Below are 19,339 nucleotides of genomic sequence, written 5' to 3' on the forward strand. Positions count from 1 at the left end.
TTATTGAAATTCCAAAGCCAAAGCGGCACACCAGGTATCGCCACGCAAGCCGTTCGGGCTCAAAGTCAGTGTTCGACCTTCCGCATGCGGCCCAATGGTAATGGTCAGGTCAGGCTTTGGCAAAAAACCTGCCCCTTTTTGGGGCCATTCGATCAGGCACAGTGCACCGCCATCGAAGTAATCCCTGATACCCATATACTCTAGCTCTTCGGGGTCAACCAGCCTATAAAGATCAAAGTGATACGCGCGAATCATGCCAATCTCGTAAGGTTCTACCAACGTAAAGGTCGGACTTTTAACCGCACCCACATGGCCGAACCCCCGGATGATCCCACGTGACAAAGTGGTTTTGCCCGCGCCCAGATCACCTTCCAAAAAGATCACGCCCACCCCGGCGGTGACCTGAGCGATGCGCGAACCGAAGCTAATCATGGCGCCTTCATTGGCCAAATGCAGCGTTAGTTCAGACACGGAGAATGCTCCTCTAATAAATGACGAATGGATGGGATCAAGTCAGTGGCCGCCATTCCACGCCCCATGGCACCCGAAGCCTCACCAGCGCGGGCGTGCAACCAGACGGCCAGACAGGCAGCTTCGAAGGCGGGCAGTTTCTGCGCCATCAATGCACCGATCAGTCCGGCCAACACATCGCCCAATCCAGCGGTGGCCATGGCCGGGTGACCGTGATCACACAGCGCCAAGCGCCCATCAACGTCGGCGATCAAACTGCCCGAGCCCTTGAGCACCACCACCGTCTGAAACTTCTGCGCCAACACGCGGGCAGCCGCCGGACGATCCGCCTGGACTTCTTTCGTACTGATACCCAGCAAGCGCGCCGCTTCGCCGGGGTGCGGGGTGATCACGCTGTGCGGCGGCAACGAAACCCAACCGCGCGCCAACTGATTCAAGGCGTCAGCGTCCCAGACCTGTGGCCGCTGAGCGTTGGCAGCCACCGACAACAAGGCGCGCCCCCAGCTTTCTTGCCCCAGGCCTGGTCCGACGACTAGAACCGCCGCTGGCTCTATCAACCCGCCTAGCTGGCCCGACGAGCGAATGCCCGCGCACATAACTTCCGGCAGTCGCGCCAGGGCTGCAGGCACATGCGCTTGACGGGTTGCCAAGGTGACCATACCCGCGCCACTGCGCAATGCGCATTCAGACGACAGCAGAATGGCGCCGCCAAAGCCGTGATCGCCCCCGACCAGCAAGACTCGACCAAACATGCCCTTATTAGCCGTTGCGGGACGGGCGGCCAAGCGAGGTGTATTAACCTCGTTAAGTCGCCGAGCGCTTACGGGAATTGATGCAACGATTGCCGAGTCTGCTTGCAGGTCGTCGAAGACCAGGTCGCCCACCACCTCTGCCGCATCACCGGTAAACAAACCGATTTTCAGTCCGATGAACGTCACCGTGAGCTGCGCCTGCACTGCGACGCCGAGCCTGGCGCCTGTGTCTGCGGACAAGCCAGACGGTATGTCCACCGCCACGACCGGCAGGCCGCTGGCATTGATCGCATTGATCGCGCCGATATACGGGGCACGAACCTCTCCGCTCAGGCCGGTGCCAAGCAATGCGTCCAGCACAAGACCGCTCAATGTTTGCGCGGCGGTCCATCTTTCGATGCTAACGCCGGCCGCGACCGCATCAGCGTGCGCATGCCCGGCATCACCGGACAATCGTGACGGATCACCCACCGCGAATACGGTAACGTGCCATCCGGCGTTCTGCGCCAACATGGCAACTAAATAGCCATCACCCGCGTTGTTCCCATGTCCCGCCATGACGGTCAGCTCACGCGTTTGCGGCCAATGGCGGCGCAGGGCACGCCAGGTGGCATGGGCCGCACGCTGCATCAATTCCAAGCCTTGCGTGCCAGCGGCAATCAGCCGGGCGTCGAGGTCCCGCACGCGCGCGGCGCTATACAACGCGTCGGGTAATTGAGTTTTAGAGAGTTGCATGCGTTATCGGGCTCCGATGTCTGGCAGAATTATACGCACCTCAGCTCCGGTTGCCCCTTTCGCATGCCCGTTATTACTGCCGATCAGCCAATTACTGCAGACCTGGCCGCCCTCGCCCAATCAATCAAGGACTGGGGCCGCGAGCTGGGTTTTCAACAAGTCGGCATTACTGACCTGGACTTGGGCGAACACGAACAGCATTTACAGCGCTGGCTGGAGGCGGGTTACCACGGCGAGATGGACTATATGGCAGCCCATGGCAGCAAGCGTTCGCACCCGGAAGAGTTGGTGCCCGGAACGTTGCGCGTGGTGTCGCTGCGCATGGATTATCTACCGGGCGACACCGAGATGGTGCAGCGCTTGGCTGAATCAGAAAAAGCCTACGTCTCGCGCTATGCACTCGGTCGGGATTACCACAAGCTGATCCGCAAGCGCGTACAACAATTGGCTGACCGTATTCAGCAGGTTATCGGCCCGTTTGGTTATCGGGCGTTCGTCGACAGCGCGCCGGTTCTGGAGAAAGCCATCGGTGAAAAAGCAGGCCTGGGCTGGATCGGCAAAAACACGCTGGTCTTAAACCGCAAAGCGGGCAGCTATTTTTTTCTCAGTGAACTGTTTGTCGACCTGGCCTTGCCCGTCGATCCGCCCCACGCCACCGAACACTGCGGAAGCTGCACCGCGTGCATGGACATCTGCCCCACGGCAGCCTTTGTCGGCCCCTACCAACTGGACGCCCGACGCTGTATTTCCTACTTGACCATTGAGCTTAAAACCGCGATCCCCGAAGAGTTGCGCCCATTGATTGGCAATCGGGTGTTCGGCTGCGATGATTGCCAGATCGTATGCCCCTGGAACCGCTTCGCTCGGCCCACCAGCCAAGGGGATTTTCAACCCAGGCACAACCTGGATAACGCCGGCTTGGCAGAGCTATTTCTGTGGGATGAAAAAACCTTCCTCAGCAACACCGAAGGCTCACCGCTGCGCCGGGCGGGTTATGAACGCTGGCTGCGCAATTTGGCCGTAGGGCTGGGCAATGCGCCGTCGACCATCCCGGTGCTGGAGGCGCTGGAGGCGCGACGTGATTTTCCGTCGGAGTTGGTTCGCGAGCATGTTGAATGGGCGTTGCGGCGGCATGGTCGGTGAAGACCTGAACTCGGCACCGCAGGAACCTTGTGGGACCGAATTTATTCGGGAATGGATTTCACATCCACCGACGCCTTCCCGAATAAATTCGGTCCCACAGATAACAACCCGGTGCTGCGCTATTCCGGCATGTCGCGATAAACGAACTTGGGCATTTCCCAGCAGAAACGGATGGCCAACAGCCTGAATAGGAGGCCGCCCGACAGCGTAATCAGAATCGCCTGTTCGTTCGGCAGCCCGATGTAATGACAGAGTAGAAAGCACCAGGCCGCTGCAAACGAGACGCTGGCGTACAACTCTCGACGGAACACCAACGGGACGTCGTTGCAGAATATATCCCGCAGAATCCCACCAAATACACCCGTGATCACACCGCACACCGAGGCCACCATCAAGCCGTTGCCGGTTTCGAGTGCCGTCATGCAGCCAATCAAGGTAAATGCCACCAACCCCAAGGCATCGAGCACGAGAAACAGCGAGCGTAGGTGACGCATCAACGGTGCGATGAAGATCGTCACCAAGGCAGCGACGCTGGTCAGAATCAGGTATTCCGGGTGTTTGACCCATGTCAGCGGGTAGTTTCCCAACAAGACGTCGCGAACTGAACCGCCGCCCAATGCCGTCACACAAGCGATCAACACCACGCCAAACCAGTCCATTCCGCGTCGCCCTGCGGACAAGGCACCGGTCATGGCCTCGGCGGTAATCGCGATTAGATAGAGCGTCAGTAACATGGTGGCGTCCCTGCAAATATTAAATCTGTAGGAGCCCACTTGTTGGCGAGAGGCTTGACGCGGTAGGCCTGGTACTACGCCTCGCCAACACGTTGGCTCCTATGGAGAGGTGCGGATCTTCTGTGCCTATTTACACCTTAATAAAGTGCTCACGGTAGTAACGCAGCTCACCAATGGATTCACGGATGTCGTCCAGCGCCAGGTGGGTACCACCTTTTTTGTATTTCAGCTCGGGCGCCCAACGTGCCGCCAGCTCTTTCAACGTCGAGACGTCAAGATTGCGGTAGTGGAAGTAGTTTTCCAGCAACGGCATGTGCCGATAGAGGAAACGACGGTCCTGGCAGATGCTGTTGCCACAAATCGGCGAGGTGCGTTCGGGGACCCATTGCTGGATGAACGCCAAGGTCTGCGCCTCAGCTTGAGCAGCACTGATGCGGCTGTCACGAACCCGCTGAACCAAGCCAGAACCGCCGTGCTGACGGGTATTCCACTCGTCCATCGCAGCCAATGTTGCGTCGCTTTGATGCACAGCAATCACCGGACCTTCGGCCAGCGTGTTCAGTTCGCTGTCGGTAATGATGGTCGCCATTTCAATAATGACGTCGGTGTCAGGGTCCAATCCGGTCATTTCCAGATCGATCCAAATCAGATTTTGCGTGTTCTGCATGTCAGCGCTCCTCAACTTAGGCGCGCAGTTTAGCCTAGCCGAGCGTGCTAGACTCCTTCGCGTTTATCTAATCAGCTGCTTTATCAAATCGGAACACCCATGGCCAAACGCCAACTCAATCGTCGTCAAAACTGGCGCATCGAAAAGATTCAAGGCGAGCGCGCTGCGCGTGCTGCCAAACGTGAATCGGCAACCCTTGAAACCCTTGAGGGCGGCGACCTCGGCCCCGAGCAAACTGGGCTTGTGATCGCGCACTTTGGCGTACAGGTCGAAGTCGAAGCGCAAGAAGGCGAGCAAGCTGGCCAAGTGTTCCGCTGCCACTTGCGCGCCAACCTGCCCGCTTTGGTCACCGGCGACCGTGTCGTATGGCGTGCTGGCAATCAAGGCATCGGCGTTATCGTCGCGCAATTGCCGCGCACCACCGAGCTTTGCCGCCCGGACAGCCGCGGTCAGCTGAAGCCTGTGGCCGCCAACGTCGACATGATCGTGATCGTCTTTGCACCCTTGCCTGAACCGCATGCCAACCTGATCGACCGTTACTTGGTCGCGGCTGAGCACGCGGGCATCCGCCCTTTGCTGCTGCTAAACAAAGCTGACCTGATTGACGATCAAAACGCCCCGGCGCTGAATGCGCTGTTGGCGGTTTATCGGCAGTTGGGCTATCCGTTGCTGGAAGTGTCTGCACATCAAGGCGACGGCATGCAACAGTTGCAAGATCAGCTGGATGGGCGGATCAGCGTGTTTGTGGGTCAGTCTGGCGTTGGTAAATCGTCGCTGGTGAATAGCTTGCTGCCAGAAGTCGAAGCCCGTGTAGGTCCGCTGTCTGAACAGTCCGGACAAGGCACGCATACTACGACCACTGCCCGCCTGTTTCACTTCCCGCGCGGCGGCGACTTGGTCGACTCCCCAGGTATTCGCGAGTTTGGCTTGGGCCACGTCAGCCGTTCAGACGTGGAAGCCGGCTTCATTGAGTTCAATAACTTGATCGGCACCTGCCGCTTTCGCGATTGCAAACATGATCGCGAACCCGGCTGTGCACTGCTCAAAGCCCTCGAAGAAGGCCGCGTGCAGCAGCAACGGATGAACAGCTACCGCTCGATCATCGCCAGCTTGCCGGAAAACAGTTACTGAGGAGCTGTTGAGAATCTGTAGGAGCCAACGTGTTCGCGAGGTGGTGTGCCTGACACATAGCGCCAGGCCCCTTCGCCAACACGCTGACGCTTATCAAACTACTTTTTAATCTTTTGAAAACAATGGGTTGGCGCTGGGTTTGGCGTGTATATCCGGCCTTTGTGGTTGCTGCGCTTATGGTTTCGCTTTTACAGCGAGGCACCTTTTTCAAACGCCCTCCGTGTCAGGCTACCTGTCGCCCCTGTTGATTGACTCTTTCATTCAAGGGGGCGAAGGTGAATATCAATGTCCAAGCGTTATGACGAAGACTTCAAAGACTGGGTTGTTCTGCAAATGATGCCACCGCTCAATCGTTCTGTTGCAGAGCTTGCGGGCACGCTCAATCTCCTTCCGAAGTCGCTACGAGCATGGAGACAAATGGCTAGAGATAAAGGTTCGATTGTTCCCGGGAACGGGAAGACCAGCTACCAATGGTCCAGCGCTGATAAGTTTAACGCGGTCATGGAAACTGCACCGTTGAGCGAGGTGGAGATCTCTCAATACTGTCGAATTAAAGGCATCTACCCTGAACAAATCCAGGAATGGAGGGTGATGTGCCAAAACGCCAATACGGTGGTAGACCTGGACCCCAATGGGGTCAAAAGCGCCGAACAACGACGTATCAAGGTACTTGAGCGTAAATTGCTCAAGTCCGATGCCGGACTTGCGGAGGCAGTGGCGTTGCTGGAACTCAGAAAAAAAGCCAATGCGATTTGGGGCGAGGACAAGGAAGAATGATCAACGCCTCTGATCGCATGCACGCGATGAAACTGATAGCAGAAGCGGTAATAGGAGGCTCCCGGCGGTTTAGGGCCTGTAACGAGTTAGGGCTAAGCCTGCGCACCGTTCAACGCTGGAAACACGCTGACTGTGATGGACGATCGTTAACTCAAAGGGCGCCTCCGTCGAACAAGCTTAGTGAGGTCGAGCGTCAGGCGGTACTTGATGCCGCCAATAAGGACGGCTACGCCAGCCTTACCCCGCATCAAATTGTTCCCAAGCTCGCAGACGAGGGTATCTACCTTGCATCGGAGTCGACGTTTTACCGCGTATTGAAAGCCGCTAATCAAAACGTGCGACGTGGCCGTGCCAAAGCCCCCAAACGTCGCGTACTGACGACGCATCGCGCTGACGGACCTAACCAGGTCTGGTGTTGGGATATCACTTGGCTGCCGAGTACGGTTAGAGGTCGTTTCTTCTACTGGTACATGGTCAAAGACGTTTACAGCCGAAAGCTGGTCGCTAATGAAGTGCATGATGTGGAGAGCTCTGAGCACGCGTGTGAATTGCTCAGAAAGGGATGCTTACGTGAGCACACGGCAGGTAATCCGCTGGTTCTGCACTCGGATAACGGCTGCATCATGAGAGGCACGTTATTACGCGAAAGCATGGTTGCACTAGGTGTTGAGCCGTCCTTTAGCAGGCCTCGTGTTAGCAACGATAACGCTTATGCTGAAGCGCTTTTTCGTACTGCGAAGTACTGTCCGCTCTGGCCAGACCAGCAGTTTGATAACCTCAACGAGGCAAGGCTTTGGGTGCAACAGTTCGTCGAGTGGTACAACGAGGATCATCGCCACAGCGCCCTGAAGTACGTGACGCCTAACGAGCGTCACGACGGCAAATCAACAGCATTGCTACAGGCTAGAGAAATACTTTATGAAAATGCCAAAGCAGAGAATCCAAGCCGCTGGAGTACTCGTACACGTAACTGGAAGCTCTCTGACGAGGTGTACTTAAACCCAGAGCGGCCTGATGTTAGAGCGGCAAGGGCCTAACATCAGAGGTACCAAGGCGACAGGTACCTTGACGCGCGCCGAACGCCAAAAAGGTCCCCCAAAACGCTTGCCCCACCATGCAGGACCTCGCCTAGGCTCGGTCTTCCCTCACTCCGGCGTCGCTCCGGGGGTCGCCGTGAGCGGCCGTCCCTGGCCGCGCACGGCTTACTCGGCATCCTTGCCTCGTTACCCCCTGCGCAACGCCTGCGTTCGGCCGCATGGTTTCACGGGGCCTCTTTCCGCAATTCGATATTCAATTCACAGACGATCCACAGGCAGGCGGCCATCTGTAGGAGCCAACATCTGAACTGAATTTATTCGGGAAGGCTTCAGTCCTGAAACCCTGCAACCTCAAACCACACAAAGTGCCACACAGCTTGCTGCGCGAGACAGCGCGGCGTGAAGACGTGGCGGACCCTCCTACAGAAAGATGCACGAGAACTACTTCTTGGTCTCGTCCATCTTCAGCGCTCCATCTTCAAAAATGTTCAGTTTTTGCCGAAGTTCATGGGGCTGCACAGGTTCTTGGGGATCAACCGGAGCCGGTGCGGCTGAAGCGCCGGGGGCGCCGGTCGGTGCAGACCCATTGGCTGGCGCAGGCGGCGCTGTGTTGTCCGGCGACGGCGACACTGTCCCTTCGATACGCTGTTGGGCTTTCTTGGTCAGCACAATAATGTCGATGCGCCGGTTGACTGCGCTTTGCGGATGCTCCTTGTCATACAAGGATGACGAGGCATAGCCCACAACCCTGGCCACCTGCGGCTCCGGATAACCACCCGCGACCAACGCTCGACGCGCAGCGTTAGCTCGGTTCGCCGACAATTCCCAGTTACCAAACTCGCCGCTCACTGCGTAAGGGGTCGCATCGGTATGGCCGCTGATGCTGATCTTGTTCGGCACCGTTTTAATGGTGTCGGCCATGGCCAGGAGGATGTCTTCGAAATAGGGCTTCAAGCGAGCACTGCCGATGTCAAACATCGGCCGGTTATCGGCGTCCATGATCTGGATGCGCAAACCGTCCTGAGTGATCTCGAACTGGATCTGGTCCTTGAATTTCTTCAACTGCGGATTTTCATCGACCTTGGTTTGCAGCTCTTGCAACAGCATATCCAAGCGTTCTTGCTCAACTTGCTCCGCCAGCGTTTCAGACTGGTCAGTTTCGGTCTTGATTTTATCCGGCTGCGGCTCGGACTTGACCTCGGGGTTGAGGGTCTTGTCCGGCGCCAGCGCGGGCGAGCCGCCTAGATCGATAATGTAGGGTGTACCGCTTTCGGTGAACCCAATAGGGTCTTTGAAGTAACCGGCAATCTGGATTTTCTGCTGGGGCGTAGCGGAGGACATCAGCCACAGCACCAGAAAGAACGCCATCATTGCCGTCGCGAAGTCGGCGAACGCGATTTTCCACGCGCCGCCGTGGTGCCCGGCGGCGTAACGCTTGACGCGCTTGACGATTATCGGCTGGTTATTTTCCATGACTCAGCGACCGCGAACCGCTTGTTCAAGCTCACTGAAGCTAGGGCGGTGCTTGGGGTACAAAACCTTGCGACCGAATTCTACCGCCAGCGAAGGCGGCATGCCGGACGCTGAAGCGACCAGCGAGGCCTTGATGGACTCGAACACATTGAGTTCTTCCTTGGCGTCGTGAGCCAGGGAAGTCGCCAGCGGTCCAAAGAAACCATACGCAGCAAGAATACCGAAGAACGTACCCACCAGCGCCGCACCCACGTGCATACCGATAGCCGCCTGATCGCCGTCAGCCAGCGATGCCATGGTCACAACGATACCAAGAACGGCGGCGACGATACCGAAGCCGGGCATGGCATCGGCAATACCAGTCACTGCGTGCGAAGGATGTTCCAGCTCTTCCTTCATGCTTTGCAGTTCCATGTCGAACAAACCTTCAAGCTCGTGCGGCGCCATATTCCCTGACGACATGATCCGCAGGTAATCGCAGATGTAATCGGTCATACGCGCATCTTTGAGCACGGAGGGATATTTGGCGAAAATCGGACTGGCCGAAGCGTCTTCGATGTCACCTTCAATCGCCATCATGCCTTCGCGGCGGCTTTTGTTGAGAATTTCGTAGACCAGGCCCAGGATTTCCAGATAAAACGTGTGCGAGAAGCGAGAGCTGAACATCTTCAGCGACTTCTTGACCACATGCAGAGTCATGTAGCCGGGGTTGGCCTGGAGGAATGCGCCAAGGGCGGCGCCCCCGATGATCATGACCTCGAAAGGTTGGATCAATGCTCCGATCTTGCCGTGGGACATGACGTATCCGCCGAGAACGCTCGCGAAAACGACAATAATGCCGATAATTTTAGCCATATAGAGAGAGTTCTTACTGAGTCGGGTTCGAGATCATGAGTGGAAGTTCTTGAAACTCTTCTTCTACTTATCGGCGTAAGTGCGCCAGACTATAGCCAGTTCAGGCGAAAAGCCAGTTCGACCCTTGTAGCAGGGTGCTCGCGCTGACATGCCATGCATGCCGCATCCGATAATGTCCTAAACGATTAGCTGTACAGGCCGCCTGCAATGCCACCAGAAACTTCAGCACCGCTTCCCGTTCCGCGCACCCTTGATGCATGGCACAAACAGTTGGACGGGATTCGCCTGCCGGTACCCATTAATAGCCACACTCAAGTGCTGAGTGCGCTCGGTGATAGCCGCCGTTCGCTGCGCGATATCGCCGAGTTGATGCAGGAAAGCCCGTCGCTGGTTCTCAGCGTCTTGCGCGAGGTCAACCATCACAGCATTGGCTTGAGCGAGCCTGCGGAAAGCCTCGAGGTGGCTATTAATCGTCTAGGTCTGAAGCGCACTGAAGAACTGCTGCAACGTTTGCCTGCGCTGGAAATAGAGGATATCTCGCCGAGCTTGCGGCAATTCCAGATGATCAGTCAGCACGCGATGCAGCAAGCCAACGGGCTGTTCGCCGGTCGTCTGGCGCGGCTTTGGCAGGACATTCATTGGGGCAGCCTGCTGTTTTTATCGCCGCTCTGGCCAATGGCCGTTGCACACCCAAAGCTGCTTGAAGAATGGGAGCTGCGGGTGATTCACAAAGGTGAGTCGGCGCGCATTGTCGAAAACGCATTATTCGGCGTAAGCCTGCTCAAGCTGTGCCAAGTGCTCGCAGTGGCCTGGCGGCTGCCAATATGGGTAACTCAGGGCTACAGCGCGCTGATCAACGAACGCCGACTGTTGGTCAAGTCGCTGCATATTGCTCGCGACCACCTTAATCCACTGCGACAACGGCAACGCCTCGACGCTGACCCCGAACTGCGCCGCTGGCTCAACCAGCCTGCCAATACGATCCTGCTCGCCAATGGCATCGCATTGTCTGCACAACAAGCCTGGGACGGTCCGCACAGCCTGCGCTGGCAGATGCTGACCAGCCTGTACCTGCAAGTCTCGCTGGATGACGTGCAGCAACAAGTCCACCAACAAGCGGTACAAAGTGCTCGAAAACACTTCGCGACGGGGCTCTGGCACCCTGCCGAAGCACTCATATGGCCTGCGGACACACGGCGAATTCATCGCGGCCTGTTACCCGCACCGCCGCCTTCGGCCGAAGCGCTGCATTTGTGGCGAAAGTATTGCACTGAGTTACTGGAAGAGCCGAGCCGCTTCAACAATGCCATGCACCTCACAACGCTTGCCCGAGACGCACTGGTGGCCTGCGGCATGCAGCGCCTGATGCTGCTGATGATTGACCGCAATATGACGGTTTTGCGTGTTCAGCAAATTGCCGGCTTGGACAAGGACGCCATGCACCTGACCTTGGACATTGCTGAGAGCACGGTATTGCAACGCTTGCTGGCTCAACCGACCCAGTTGCGTCTGACGCCTGCCAACACCGCTCAATTTTCGGCGCTGCTGCCCGTCAGGCTAAAAAGCCTGTTCACCGGCGAACACTTACTGTTGCGCTCGCTCAGCAGTAATGAGCGGGTGGTCATGCTGGTGTTCGCGGATCAGGGCGGCGGGCCGTTCTCGGAAATCAGCGTCCAAGCATTCGGCAAAACCTCGCAATGCATTGAGCGGGCACTGAGCAGCTTCAGCAGCCGCAAGGCCTGATCGCTTAAATAGCTGACCCTCTGTAGGCGCGAATTTTTTCGCGATGCGGTTTACCTGACATACCGCGTGAACGCCTTCTTCAACACATTGGCTCAACAGGGATTTAGGTCGGCCCCGCGCGGCATCGCAGACGAAGCGGGATCTCGTACGCTACAATTCGCCTCTTTTTTCTGGAGACCTCACATGTCTGAATTCTCTAGCTTGCCGTTAGTCATTGAGCCCTGCGACTTGCTCTCCCGTCTTGACGCGCCAGAGTTGATCCTCGTCGACCTGACCAGCAGCGCTCGCTATGGCGCCGGACATATTCCAGGCGCACGTTTTGTCGACCCAAAACGAACCCAGCAGGGTCAAGCTCCAGCGCCGGGGTTGTTGCCGTCGCACGCCCAACTGGAAGTGTTGTTTGGCGAGCTAGGGCATAATCCCAACGCGGTCTATGTGGTCTACGACGACGAAGGCGGCGGATGGGCCGGACGTTTCATTTGGCTACTGGATGTCATTGGCCACTCGCAGTACCACTATGTGGATGGCGGGCTGCACGCTTGGCTGGGTGAACAACTGCCTCTGTCGACCGAGGTCCCGGCGAACGTCGGCGGCCCTGTCCCTCTGACCTTGCACAGCGAACCCACCGCAACCCGGGAATATTTGCAAAGCCGTTTGGGCGCGACTGATCTGGCTATCTGGGATGCGCGCGGACCCACCGAATACTCTGGCGAAAAAGTCCTTGCGGCCAAAGCTGGCCACGTCCCAGGGGCAGTGAACTTCGAGTGGACTGCTGGCATGGATACGTCGCGCAATTTGCGAATCCGCAAAGACATGCCGCAGATTCTCGAAAAGCTCGGCATTACTCCGGACAAAGAAGTAATTACCCACTGCCAGACCCACCATCGCTCGGGCTTTACCTATCTGGTGGCCAAGGCGCTGGGCTATCCACGCGTAAAAGGCTATGCCGGCTCTTGGGGCGAATGGGGCAACCATCCTGATACCCCGGTCGAGAAATAAAACACGCTGCAGACTGTGGCTATTCATTAAAGAACACGTTAGGAAATGTGATGAAACAGCGTTTGTTTATCTTCAGCCAATATTTGCTGCCGCACCACCTGCTGTCCCGCCTGGCCGGCTGCGTGGCCGAGTGCCGGGTCCGCTGGTTTAAAAATGCCTTCACCGCGTGGTTCGCTCGGCGCTATCAGGTAGACATGTCGCAAGCACTGGTTGAAGACCTGACCGCTTACGACCACTTCAACGACTTCTTCACTCGTGCCTTGAAGCCAGGCGCTCGACCGCTGGATCAAACCTGGGGCGCAATTCTCAGCCCTGCTGATGGTGCCATCAGTCAACTGGGGCCTATTGAGCATGGCCGGATTTTCCAGGCCAAGGGTCACAGCTTCAGCGTACTCGAGCTGTTGGGCGGCGATGCCAGTCTTTCTGCCCCTTTCATGGGCGGCGATTTCGCGACGGTCTATCTGTCACCAAAAGACTACCACCGCGTACACATGCCGCTGGCTGGCACGTTGCGTGAAATGGTTTACGTCCCTGGACGCATCTTCTCGGTCAATCAGACCACAGCCGAAAACGTTCCGGAGTTATTTGCCCGCAACGAGCGCGTCGTCTGCGTGTTCGATACCGAGTGTGGTCCGATGGCCGTCGTCCTGGTGGGCGCGATGATCGTTGCCTCGATCGAAACGGTATGGGCCGGTCTGGTCACACCGCCCAAGCGCGAACTGAAAACAGTGCGCTACGACGAAGCCGCTCGCGCTCCGATTCATTTGGAAAAAGGCGCAGAGCTTGGGCGCTTCAAGCTCGGCTCCACTGCCATCGTGTTGTTTGGGCCAAATCAAATGAAATGGGCCGACCGATTGGGCGCACTCAGTCCGGTGCAGATGGGTCAAGCGTTGGGTCAGGCTACTCAGGCGTGACATCAACTCACTCCCTTAGCGGCCTCACCCCGATAGGCTGGCAGGGCAACCCGCCAGCCGTCATGGATAAATGGCTATCGAAAGCTGTCAGCGCACGCCGATGCTGCTAGAGTCGGTCGTCGGACATGGCTTTGTTCAGAATGAGCAACCGCTCGAGCCATTGCGTGATTGGAGTTTCCCGAGCAAATGAGTAATTCAAGCCTTCATCTGTCGTTGCGCGCACCTACGCCGTCGCCTACGCAGTTGAGCCTGTCGTTTTGTGAACCGACCCCACGCGACTTGAAACGCTGGATTGCCGTCCTGCCCAAAGCCAACCTTGGTGAAACAGCTCGTTTGCTCTATCAGGCGCTGGGCGAACTTAACCATTTGCTAACACCCAGCGAAAATCGCCTGCAACTGCTCGAACTGCTGCGCCCAGAGGTCTATTACGTCTGCAAGAACCTTGAGCGGCACTTCCTCAGCCAGGCCATCGTGCTCGACGAGCGCCCGCGCAAAGTCGCCAACCTGTGCCAGGCACTGCAAAACCAGCTGGCGGCGGGCTACAAACAGATCATCGTACGCATCTCGCCGCGGTTCTCCAAAGACCGCACCACGCTGCTGGCCACAGCGACGCAACGTGCCTTGCACAGCCTCAATGGCACACTGATTCGAGCGAGCCAGTTGTATTGCCCCGTGCCGGAAGGCTTGTGGCTGGAGCTACATCAGATTTATCTGATAGCTCGCCATCATCATTTGCAAAACATTGCGATACCCGACCCTCTTGCCAGCCACACCAAAACGCTGAGCACCGAACAAACTTATGTAGTGGCTGTATTGCTGGGTTGCTCTCGCTGCAATCAAATGCGTCAGCTCAATATTGGTCGGCTCGCTGAGGTCCTGGAGCCTTGGAGCCGTCTGGTAAAACTGCAATCTCCCGCTGAGGCGACCAGCCTGTTCGCTGTGGCGCAGGATGTTGATGCCCCACCGCGCTATAAATCGTTGTATCTCGATCAGCAATTACCGAGTCTGCTGGGTATCAATCCACTGACACTGGCGGCAACCATCAAGGGTTACCTCGATTTACCGGTGGATAAGCGCGCAGGCTCAGAGCTACTGGTACCACACGGTTTCTCTCTCGACCTGCTGCAACACCTCTCGGCGGCGTGGGGCGACGTTTCGGAAAGAACGTTCCAGCGCACCGCGGGCCAAGGTCTTCTCACGCTGTGTATCGGCATGAGTGCGCTGCACTACTACCTTGGCGGACAAAAGTCGTTCAGCGAAATGCTTAAAATTCCTGCTGCCAACAAGGCGGCGCAGTTTCATACCCAACTCTCGATTACCGCGACGCCCGATGTTTGGTCAGCCGCTTTCGACGGCGCCCGCGAATCGTCCGCGCACCCCTACGAAGAAATTGAGTACGAATATGTCGAAGCGGACGGCGGTGATTTAGCATCGAACGCTCAGCATTCATTCCCGACTTTTGCGCTAAGCGTCATCAACCATAGTCCCGGCGGCTATTGTTTGGCGTGGCCTAAAGAAGTACCTAGCCAATTGCAGGCCGGAGAAATGGTCGGCATCCAGGATGGCAGCGGGCAAGGCTGGAGCATCGCCGTCGTGCGCTGGATTCGTCAGGTACGTAGCGGTGGTACGCAAATGGGCATTGAGTTGGTGGCACCCTTTGCCCAGCCCTGCGGCTTGCAATTGATGCGCAACACCGACCCCGCCAGCCCGTATTTGCGCGCGTTATTACTGCCGGAAGTGCGGGCAATCGATCAGCCAGCGACCTTGCTTGCGCCACGATTACCCTTTCAGGAAGGCCTGAGCGTCATGATCAATAACAGCGGCGACGAGCATCGCGCAGCCTTGGGCAAACGCCGCACAGGCACAGGCAGTTTCAACCAGTTCGAATATAAAACCATCGAACTGCCGCGCAAGCCTCAGTCGCTCGAAACCGCACAGGAAGAAGAGTTCGATTCGTTGTGGACATTACTTTGATCGATCATGCGGTGTCGCCAGAACACCGCTGTATTGATCAAACTCGGCCGTCACGATCCCGGAAACCCAGCAAGTAAAGAATCCCGTCCAGGCCCAGTGTCGAGATCGCCTGTTTGGCAGATTGCTTGACTAACGGCTTGGCCCTGAACGCCACGCCGAGACCGGCAATCGCCAGCATCGGCAGGTCATTGGCTCCATCTCCGACGGCAATGGTCTGCTCCAGACTCAAGCCTTCCTTTTGCGCCAATTCACGCAATAGGTCAGCTTTGCGCTGTGCATCGACAATAGGCTCAATGGCCACGCCAGTCACTTTGCCATCGACCACTTCCAGCTCATTTGCAAACACATAGTCGATGCCGAGCTTCGCTTGCAGCTGTTTTGCAAAGTACGTGAAACCACCCGATAAAATCGCCGTTTTGTAGCCCAGTCTTTTGAGCTCCGCGAACAATGTTTCGGCGCCTTCGGTCAGGCGCAACGAGGCGCCGATCTCATCCAGCACACTGACATCCAGCCCCTTGAGCAACGCCAGACGCTCTTTGAAACTGGCGCGAAAATCCAACTCGCCGCGCATCGCACGCTCCGTGATTTCGGACACCAACTCACCGATGCCGGCGGCCTTGGCCAGCTCGTCAATGACTTCGGCTTCGATCAGCGTCGAGTCCATATCAAACACTGCCAGACGCCGGTTACGTCGAAATAAAGAGTCCTGCTGAAAGGCGATGTCGACATTCAGCTCTTGGGCGACGCTCAGAAATTCAGCCTGCATGGCTTTCGGGTCGGCAGGCTCGCCGCGCACCGAAAACTCAATGCAGCCTTTGCCCTTGTCAGCGGGCGTGTCCAACGGCATCCGCCCAGACAGCCGATCGATCTGGTCGATATTCAAGCCGTATTTAGCCGTGATGGAGCTAACGCGCTGCAACTGCTCAGCCGTGACCTTACGTGTCAGCAACGTCACGATATGCCGCGCCTTGCCTTGGCCATCAACCCACTGCGCATAGTCGTCTTCGGACACGGCCGTGAACCGTACCTGCTGATCGAGTTTGTAGGCCGTGAATAAAATATCTTTAAGCACTGACGAACCTTGCTCGGTTCCCGGAATCTCAACCAAGATTCCAAACGACAACGTGTCGTGGATCACCGCCTGACCAATATCAAGAATGTTGACTCCACCCTGGGCAAGTACCCCAGTGATGGCCGCAGTGAGACCAGGACGGTCTTCACCCGTGATGTTTATCAGGACGATTTCGCGCAAGGCGCACCCCCGCAGTGGAAAAAAACCGCATTCTAACCACTTTCAGTGACCATCGGGCACAGCGAGCGCTTTGCCGCTCAAGGGTCGGTCGTTATACTGCCCGGCAACTTCACCAAAAGAGCCGTGCTCAGTGAACCGGCCCACGCCAGTTAAAACCGATAATTTTTTCCTACTGATCTTTCGGGCATTGCGCCACCGCCGTGTACCGCTTGCCTTGCGTATCGCCAGCCATAACGTGATCCTCGTCGCTTTGGCGCTGCTGATCTACGCCTGCGTCATGGGCCTGCAATTCAAGCAGGCCATGCACGAACAGGCGGACGCACTCGGCCAGGCCCTGACAACCCAGACAGCCACTTCCGCCACTGAGTTGCTGGTGTCCAACGACATCCTCAGCCTCAACGTGCTGCTAGGCAACCTGGTGAAAAACCCGCTAGTGGCTCATGCCGCTATTTATAGCGTGGATAACCGCATCCTTGCCGAAGCCGGAAATCGCCCGAAAAACGGACTCCTAGGTGAGTCAGAAGGGTTGTATGAAATCAAGATCACTTTCCAAGATGTGATGGCCGGGCACTTGCGCATCAGTCTGGACATGACTCAATTCCAGCAGCCGATGACCATCAGTTTGCAAAGCATGGGTATTCTCAGCGGAATTTTACTGGCGCTGGCACTGGCACTGAGCTTGCGTCTTGGCCGTTATATTTCCACCCCGCTGCTGCAACTGCGCGTGTGGTTGCGGGACATCGACGAACACACGCCCGCTACTGACCGTCAAGATGAAATCGGTGACTTGGCTCGTCAGCTGCAAGCGTCTTTCGCTCCAGAACCTGCGGAGCCTGAGCCCATACCCGAACCTGAGCACGATGAAAGCGAAGGCCACGATCCGTACATCGAGACGGAAGACGACATTGAGCCCATGTTTGCCAGCGACGATCCGCACGACCGGGACTTTGACGAAGCACCCAAACCGCGCGTGCCGGCCTTAGTGCCTCGGCGTATCGTCGCCGAAGAAGATGAAGAGGACGAAGAAGATCCGTTTGCGGATCTGCGCGACCACTCCACGCCGGCCCCGATGATCAGATCCGCAGTGAAAGCACCTGCTGCGCCGACTCAACCTCAGCACAGTGCGGTCCTGGCGGTGCAGCTTGGCGCTCAAGATCAATTGCGTCGCTTACCCCGCGCACGACTGACCGATTTGCTACAACGCTACCGCGACTGTATTGATCAGGCGGCCTCGCTCTATGAGGGCGAAGTGCAGACGTTGAATGACGGCAGCACACTGATGCTGTTTCACAGCCAAGAAAGCGGTGACGACTACCTGACCAACGCGATTTGCTGCGGCGAACTGCTTCGGGCGCTGAGTCACGCCCTGCAAATAGAAGTCGCTGACAGCGGCATCACACTGCAATTGCAATTGGGGCTGACACTGGGAGATGGCTTGTCCGGCCTCAGCCAAATCGACCTGCTGCTCACCGACACTGCACAAAGCGCGCTGGCCCTTTCGCAACACAGCCGTAATTTGCTGCTGGTTGAACGTAAGATCAATGATGACCCGCTGGTACGCCAGCGCGCCCGCATACGCCCTATCGCCAACCCTGAAGGCGCCTGCTGCGTCGAACGCCTGATGGAACCGTATCCGTCGATGCTCGAACGTCAACTGTCACGAATGCACGAGAGCCGTGGCAAGGTCTAACCGCTTCGTCCGCCTCGCCAACACGTTGGCTCCTACAGATTTGCGTCATGCCTATCCTTTCCCGTAGCGAAGAGGAGCATCTTTTGATTCAACAGGTTATGCGGTGGTTGCCGAAGCGGCAGTGAAAATACTCAGTAAAAAAGCCCGCATCGCTGCGGGCTTTTTTATGGTCATAAATCCGTTCGTTTAGAAGCGGAATATTTCCATGTCAGTACGAATCGGCGAAGCCATTGGCATCTTTGGTTTGTCTTGGTCTTTGTTGTTTCGGACTTGGGCGGGCGCTACTTTCTTCGGCTCGTCTATCGGCTGGTTTGCCAGCGGCTTGACTGCGACGGCCAGTTGATCGGCCAGACGCTGCAATAACACACCTTGAGCTTTCACTTGGGCGGCCGAGCTACCCAAATGCGGCTCTTCCATGTGAATCAGCTTGGTGTCACGAACCTGGCCCTTTCGATCCAGCAAGCGCCATTGAGCGTCGAGAATGGCCGGCTGGTTCACGCCTGAATCAAGCCGGGTGATAGACAGCACCACTTGCACGTCAGGGGTGAAACTGGTGGTGGCCGGGGCCAACACCACGCGCTGGCTGTCGAGTTTCCAAGCCAGTTGCCGCAGAAGCAGTTGATCAATGTCTGAAGACAGACTGCCTGCCCAGCGACCGTCGGTCGATGCGATCAGGCTGCCATCTGGCTGACGCTGCAACAGCGTTTCACGTTGCAGGTAATCGGCCACTGAAACGGGACCCAGTAAAACGGCCACTCCAGCACTTTGTTTAGGTTGACCCGGTTGCCCGGCGTCGAGCTGATAAAGAGACGTAGGTTGCTGAAGGCTGCAACCGACCAGGCCCAGCACGCCGGTCATTAACAATACAAAAGGAAGTCGCAAAAGATTCATCGTCACATCCAGATAGCCGCCACAAGGCGGGTCACAGCCTAAAAAATACTCACAAAAATATGAAGGCACTCAGCCACGCTGGTGACTCAAGACCGCATATC

The 19,339-nt window shown here is 57.0% G+C and carries 16 protein-coding genes; 8 read left to right on the forward strand and 8 right to left on the reverse strand.

Going from position 1 to position 19,339, the window contains the following annotated elements; all coding sequences use genetic code 11:
• Together tsaE and RHM65_RS03250 are read right to left on the reverse strand one after the other, a co-directional pair.
• Positions 1 to 471, reverse strand: a complete 471-nt coding sequence (tsaE, locus tag RHM65_RS03245; protein ID WP_322167377.1) for a tRNA (adenosine(37)-N6)-threonylcarbamoyltransferase complex ATPase subunit type 1 TsaE — start codon at positions 469 to 471, stop codon at positions 1 to 3.
• The gene (locus RHM65_RS03250; RefSeq protein ID WP_322167376.1) at positions 459 to 1,958 is read right to left on the reverse strand and encodes an NAD(P)H-hydrate dehydratase; all 1,500 of its coding nucleotides are present in this window, start codon (positions 1,956 to 1,958) and stop codon (positions 459 to 461) included. Before RHM65_RS03250 ends, tsaE begins: the two co-directional genes overlap by 13 nt.
• Before the next feature lie 63 nt (positions 1,959 to 2,021).
• Here RHM65_RS03250 and queG point away from each other — a divergent pair, with 63 nt between their 5' ends.
• Positions 2,022 to 3,101, forward strand: a complete 1,080-nt coding sequence (queG, locus tag RHM65_RS03255; RefSeq protein WP_322167375.1) for a tRNA epoxyqueuosine(34) reductase QueG — start codon at positions 2,022 to 2,024, stop codon at positions 3,099 to 3,101.
• A gap of 119 nt (positions 3,102 to 3,220) precedes the next feature.
• Here queG and RHM65_RS03260 read toward each other — a convergent pair whose 3' ends face one another.
• Positions 3,221 to 3,835, reverse strand: coding sequence for a trimeric intracellular cation channel family protein (locus RHM65_RS03260; RefSeq protein WP_322167374.1), 615 nt, complete (start codon positions 3,833 to 3,835; stop codon positions 3,221 to 3,223).
• Between the two features lie 130 nt (positions 3,836 to 3,965).
• Complete coding sequence (orn, locus tag RHM65_RS03265) at positions 3,966 to 4,502, reverse strand: oligoribonuclease (protein WP_322167373.1); 537 nt, start codon at positions 4,500 to 4,502, stop codon at positions 3,966 to 3,968.
• Positions 4,503 to 4,601: 99 nt separating this feature from the next.
• Here orn and rsgA point away from each other — a divergent pair, with 99 nt between their 5' ends.
• Positions 4,602 to 5,633, forward strand: a complete 1,032-nt coding sequence (gene rsgA, locus RHM65_RS03270) for a small ribosomal subunit biogenesis GTPase RsgA (protein WP_322167372.1) — start codon at positions 4,602 to 4,604, stop codon at positions 5,631 to 5,633.
• A gap of 285 nt (positions 5,634 to 5,918) precedes the next feature.
• A protein-coding gene (locus RHM65_RS03275; RefSeq protein ID WP_416194713.1) for an IS3 family transposase occupies positions 5,919 to 7,447 on the forward strand; the annotation gives its coding sequence in 2 pieces (ribosomal slippage) (positions 5,919 to 6,360 and positions 6,360 to 7,447; 1,530 coding nt in all).
• Positions 7,448 to 7,888: 441 nt separating this feature from the next.
• On the opposite strand, the gene motB is transcribed toward RHM65_RS03275, so the two are convergent.
• Both motB and motA read right to left on the reverse strand, forming a co-directional pair.
• Positions 7,889 to 8,920: a flagellar motor protein MotB gene (gene motB / locus RHM65_RS03280; protein WP_322167371.1), complete on the reverse strand. Its 1,032-nt coding sequence runs from the start codon at positions 8,918 to 8,920 to the stop codon at positions 7,889 to 7,891.
• A 3-nt stretch (positions 8,921 to 8,923) separates the two neighbouring features.
• Complete coding sequence (gene motA, locus RHM65_RS03285) at positions 8,924 to 9,775, reverse strand: flagellar motor stator protein MotA (protein WP_322167370.1); 852 nt, start codon at positions 9,773 to 9,775, stop codon at positions 8,924 to 8,926.
• Between the two features lie 207 nt (positions 9,776 to 9,982).
• Here motA and RHM65_RS03290 point away from each other — a divergent pair, with 207 nt between their 5' ends.
• The 4 genes from RHM65_RS03290 to RHM65_RS03305 all read left to right on the forward strand — a co-directional run bounded on the left by RHM65_RS03290 (position 9,983) and on the right by RHM65_RS03305 (position 15,405).
• A complete protein-coding gene (locus RHM65_RS03290) occupies positions 9,983 to 11,518 on the forward strand; it encodes an HDOD domain-containing protein (RefSeq protein ID WP_322167369.1) in 1,536 nt (511 codons plus the stop codon).
• A 183-nt stretch (positions 11,519 to 11,701) separates the two neighbouring features.
• Positions 11,702 to 12,517 carry a thiosulfate sulfurtransferase gene (gene rhdA, locus RHM65_RS03295; RefSeq protein ID WP_322167368.1) on the forward strand — a complete coding sequence of 272 codons (816 nt, stop codon included), beginning with the start codon at positions 11,702 to 11,704 and terminating at the stop codon, positions 12,515 to 12,517.
• Positions 12,518 to 12,567: 50 nt separating this feature from the next.
• A complete protein-coding gene (gene asd, locus RHM65_RS03300) occupies positions 12,568 to 13,431 on the forward strand; it encodes an archaetidylserine decarboxylase (RefSeq protein WP_322167367.1) in 864 nt (287 codons plus the stop codon).
• Positions 13,432 to 13,617: 186 nt separating this feature from the next.
• A complete protein-coding gene (locus tag RHM65_RS03305; protein WP_322167366.1) occupies positions 13,618 to 15,405 on the forward strand; it encodes a molecular chaperone in 1,788 nt (595 codons plus the stop codon).
• Between the two features lie 37 nt (positions 15,406 to 15,442).
• On the opposite strand, the gene serB is transcribed toward RHM65_RS03305, so the two are convergent.
• On the reverse strand, positions 15,443 to 16,657 hold the full coding sequence (gene serB / locus RHM65_RS03310) for a phosphoserine phosphatase SerB (RefSeq protein ID WP_322167364.1): 1,215 nt from the start codon (positions 16,655 to 16,657) through the stop codon (positions 15,443 to 15,445).
• Positions 16,658 to 16,787: 130 nt separating this feature from the next.
• Here serB and RHM65_RS03315 point away from each other — a divergent pair, with 130 nt between their 5' ends.
• The gene (locus tag RHM65_RS03315; RefSeq protein ID WP_322167363.1) at positions 16,788 to 18,347 is read left to right on the forward strand and encodes an AhpA/YtjB family protein; all 1,560 of its coding nucleotides are present in this window, start codon (positions 16,788 to 16,790) and stop codon (positions 18,345 to 18,347) included.
• Positions 18,348 to 18,533: 186 nt separating this feature from the next.
• On the opposite strand, the gene RHM65_RS03320 is transcribed toward RHM65_RS03315, so the two are convergent.
• Positions 18,534 to 19,238, reverse strand: coding sequence for a PqiC family protein (locus tag RHM65_RS03320; RefSeq protein ID WP_322167362.1), 705 nt, complete (start codon positions 19,236 to 19,238; stop codon positions 18,534 to 18,536).
• Positions 19,239 to 19,339: the final 101 nt, after the last annotated feature.

The sequence above is a fragment of the Pseudomonas sp. CCI4.2 genome (assembly GCF_034350045.1).
Lineage (GTDB): Bacteria > Pseudomonadota > Gammaproteobacteria > Pseudomonadales > Pseudomonadaceae > Aquipseudomonas.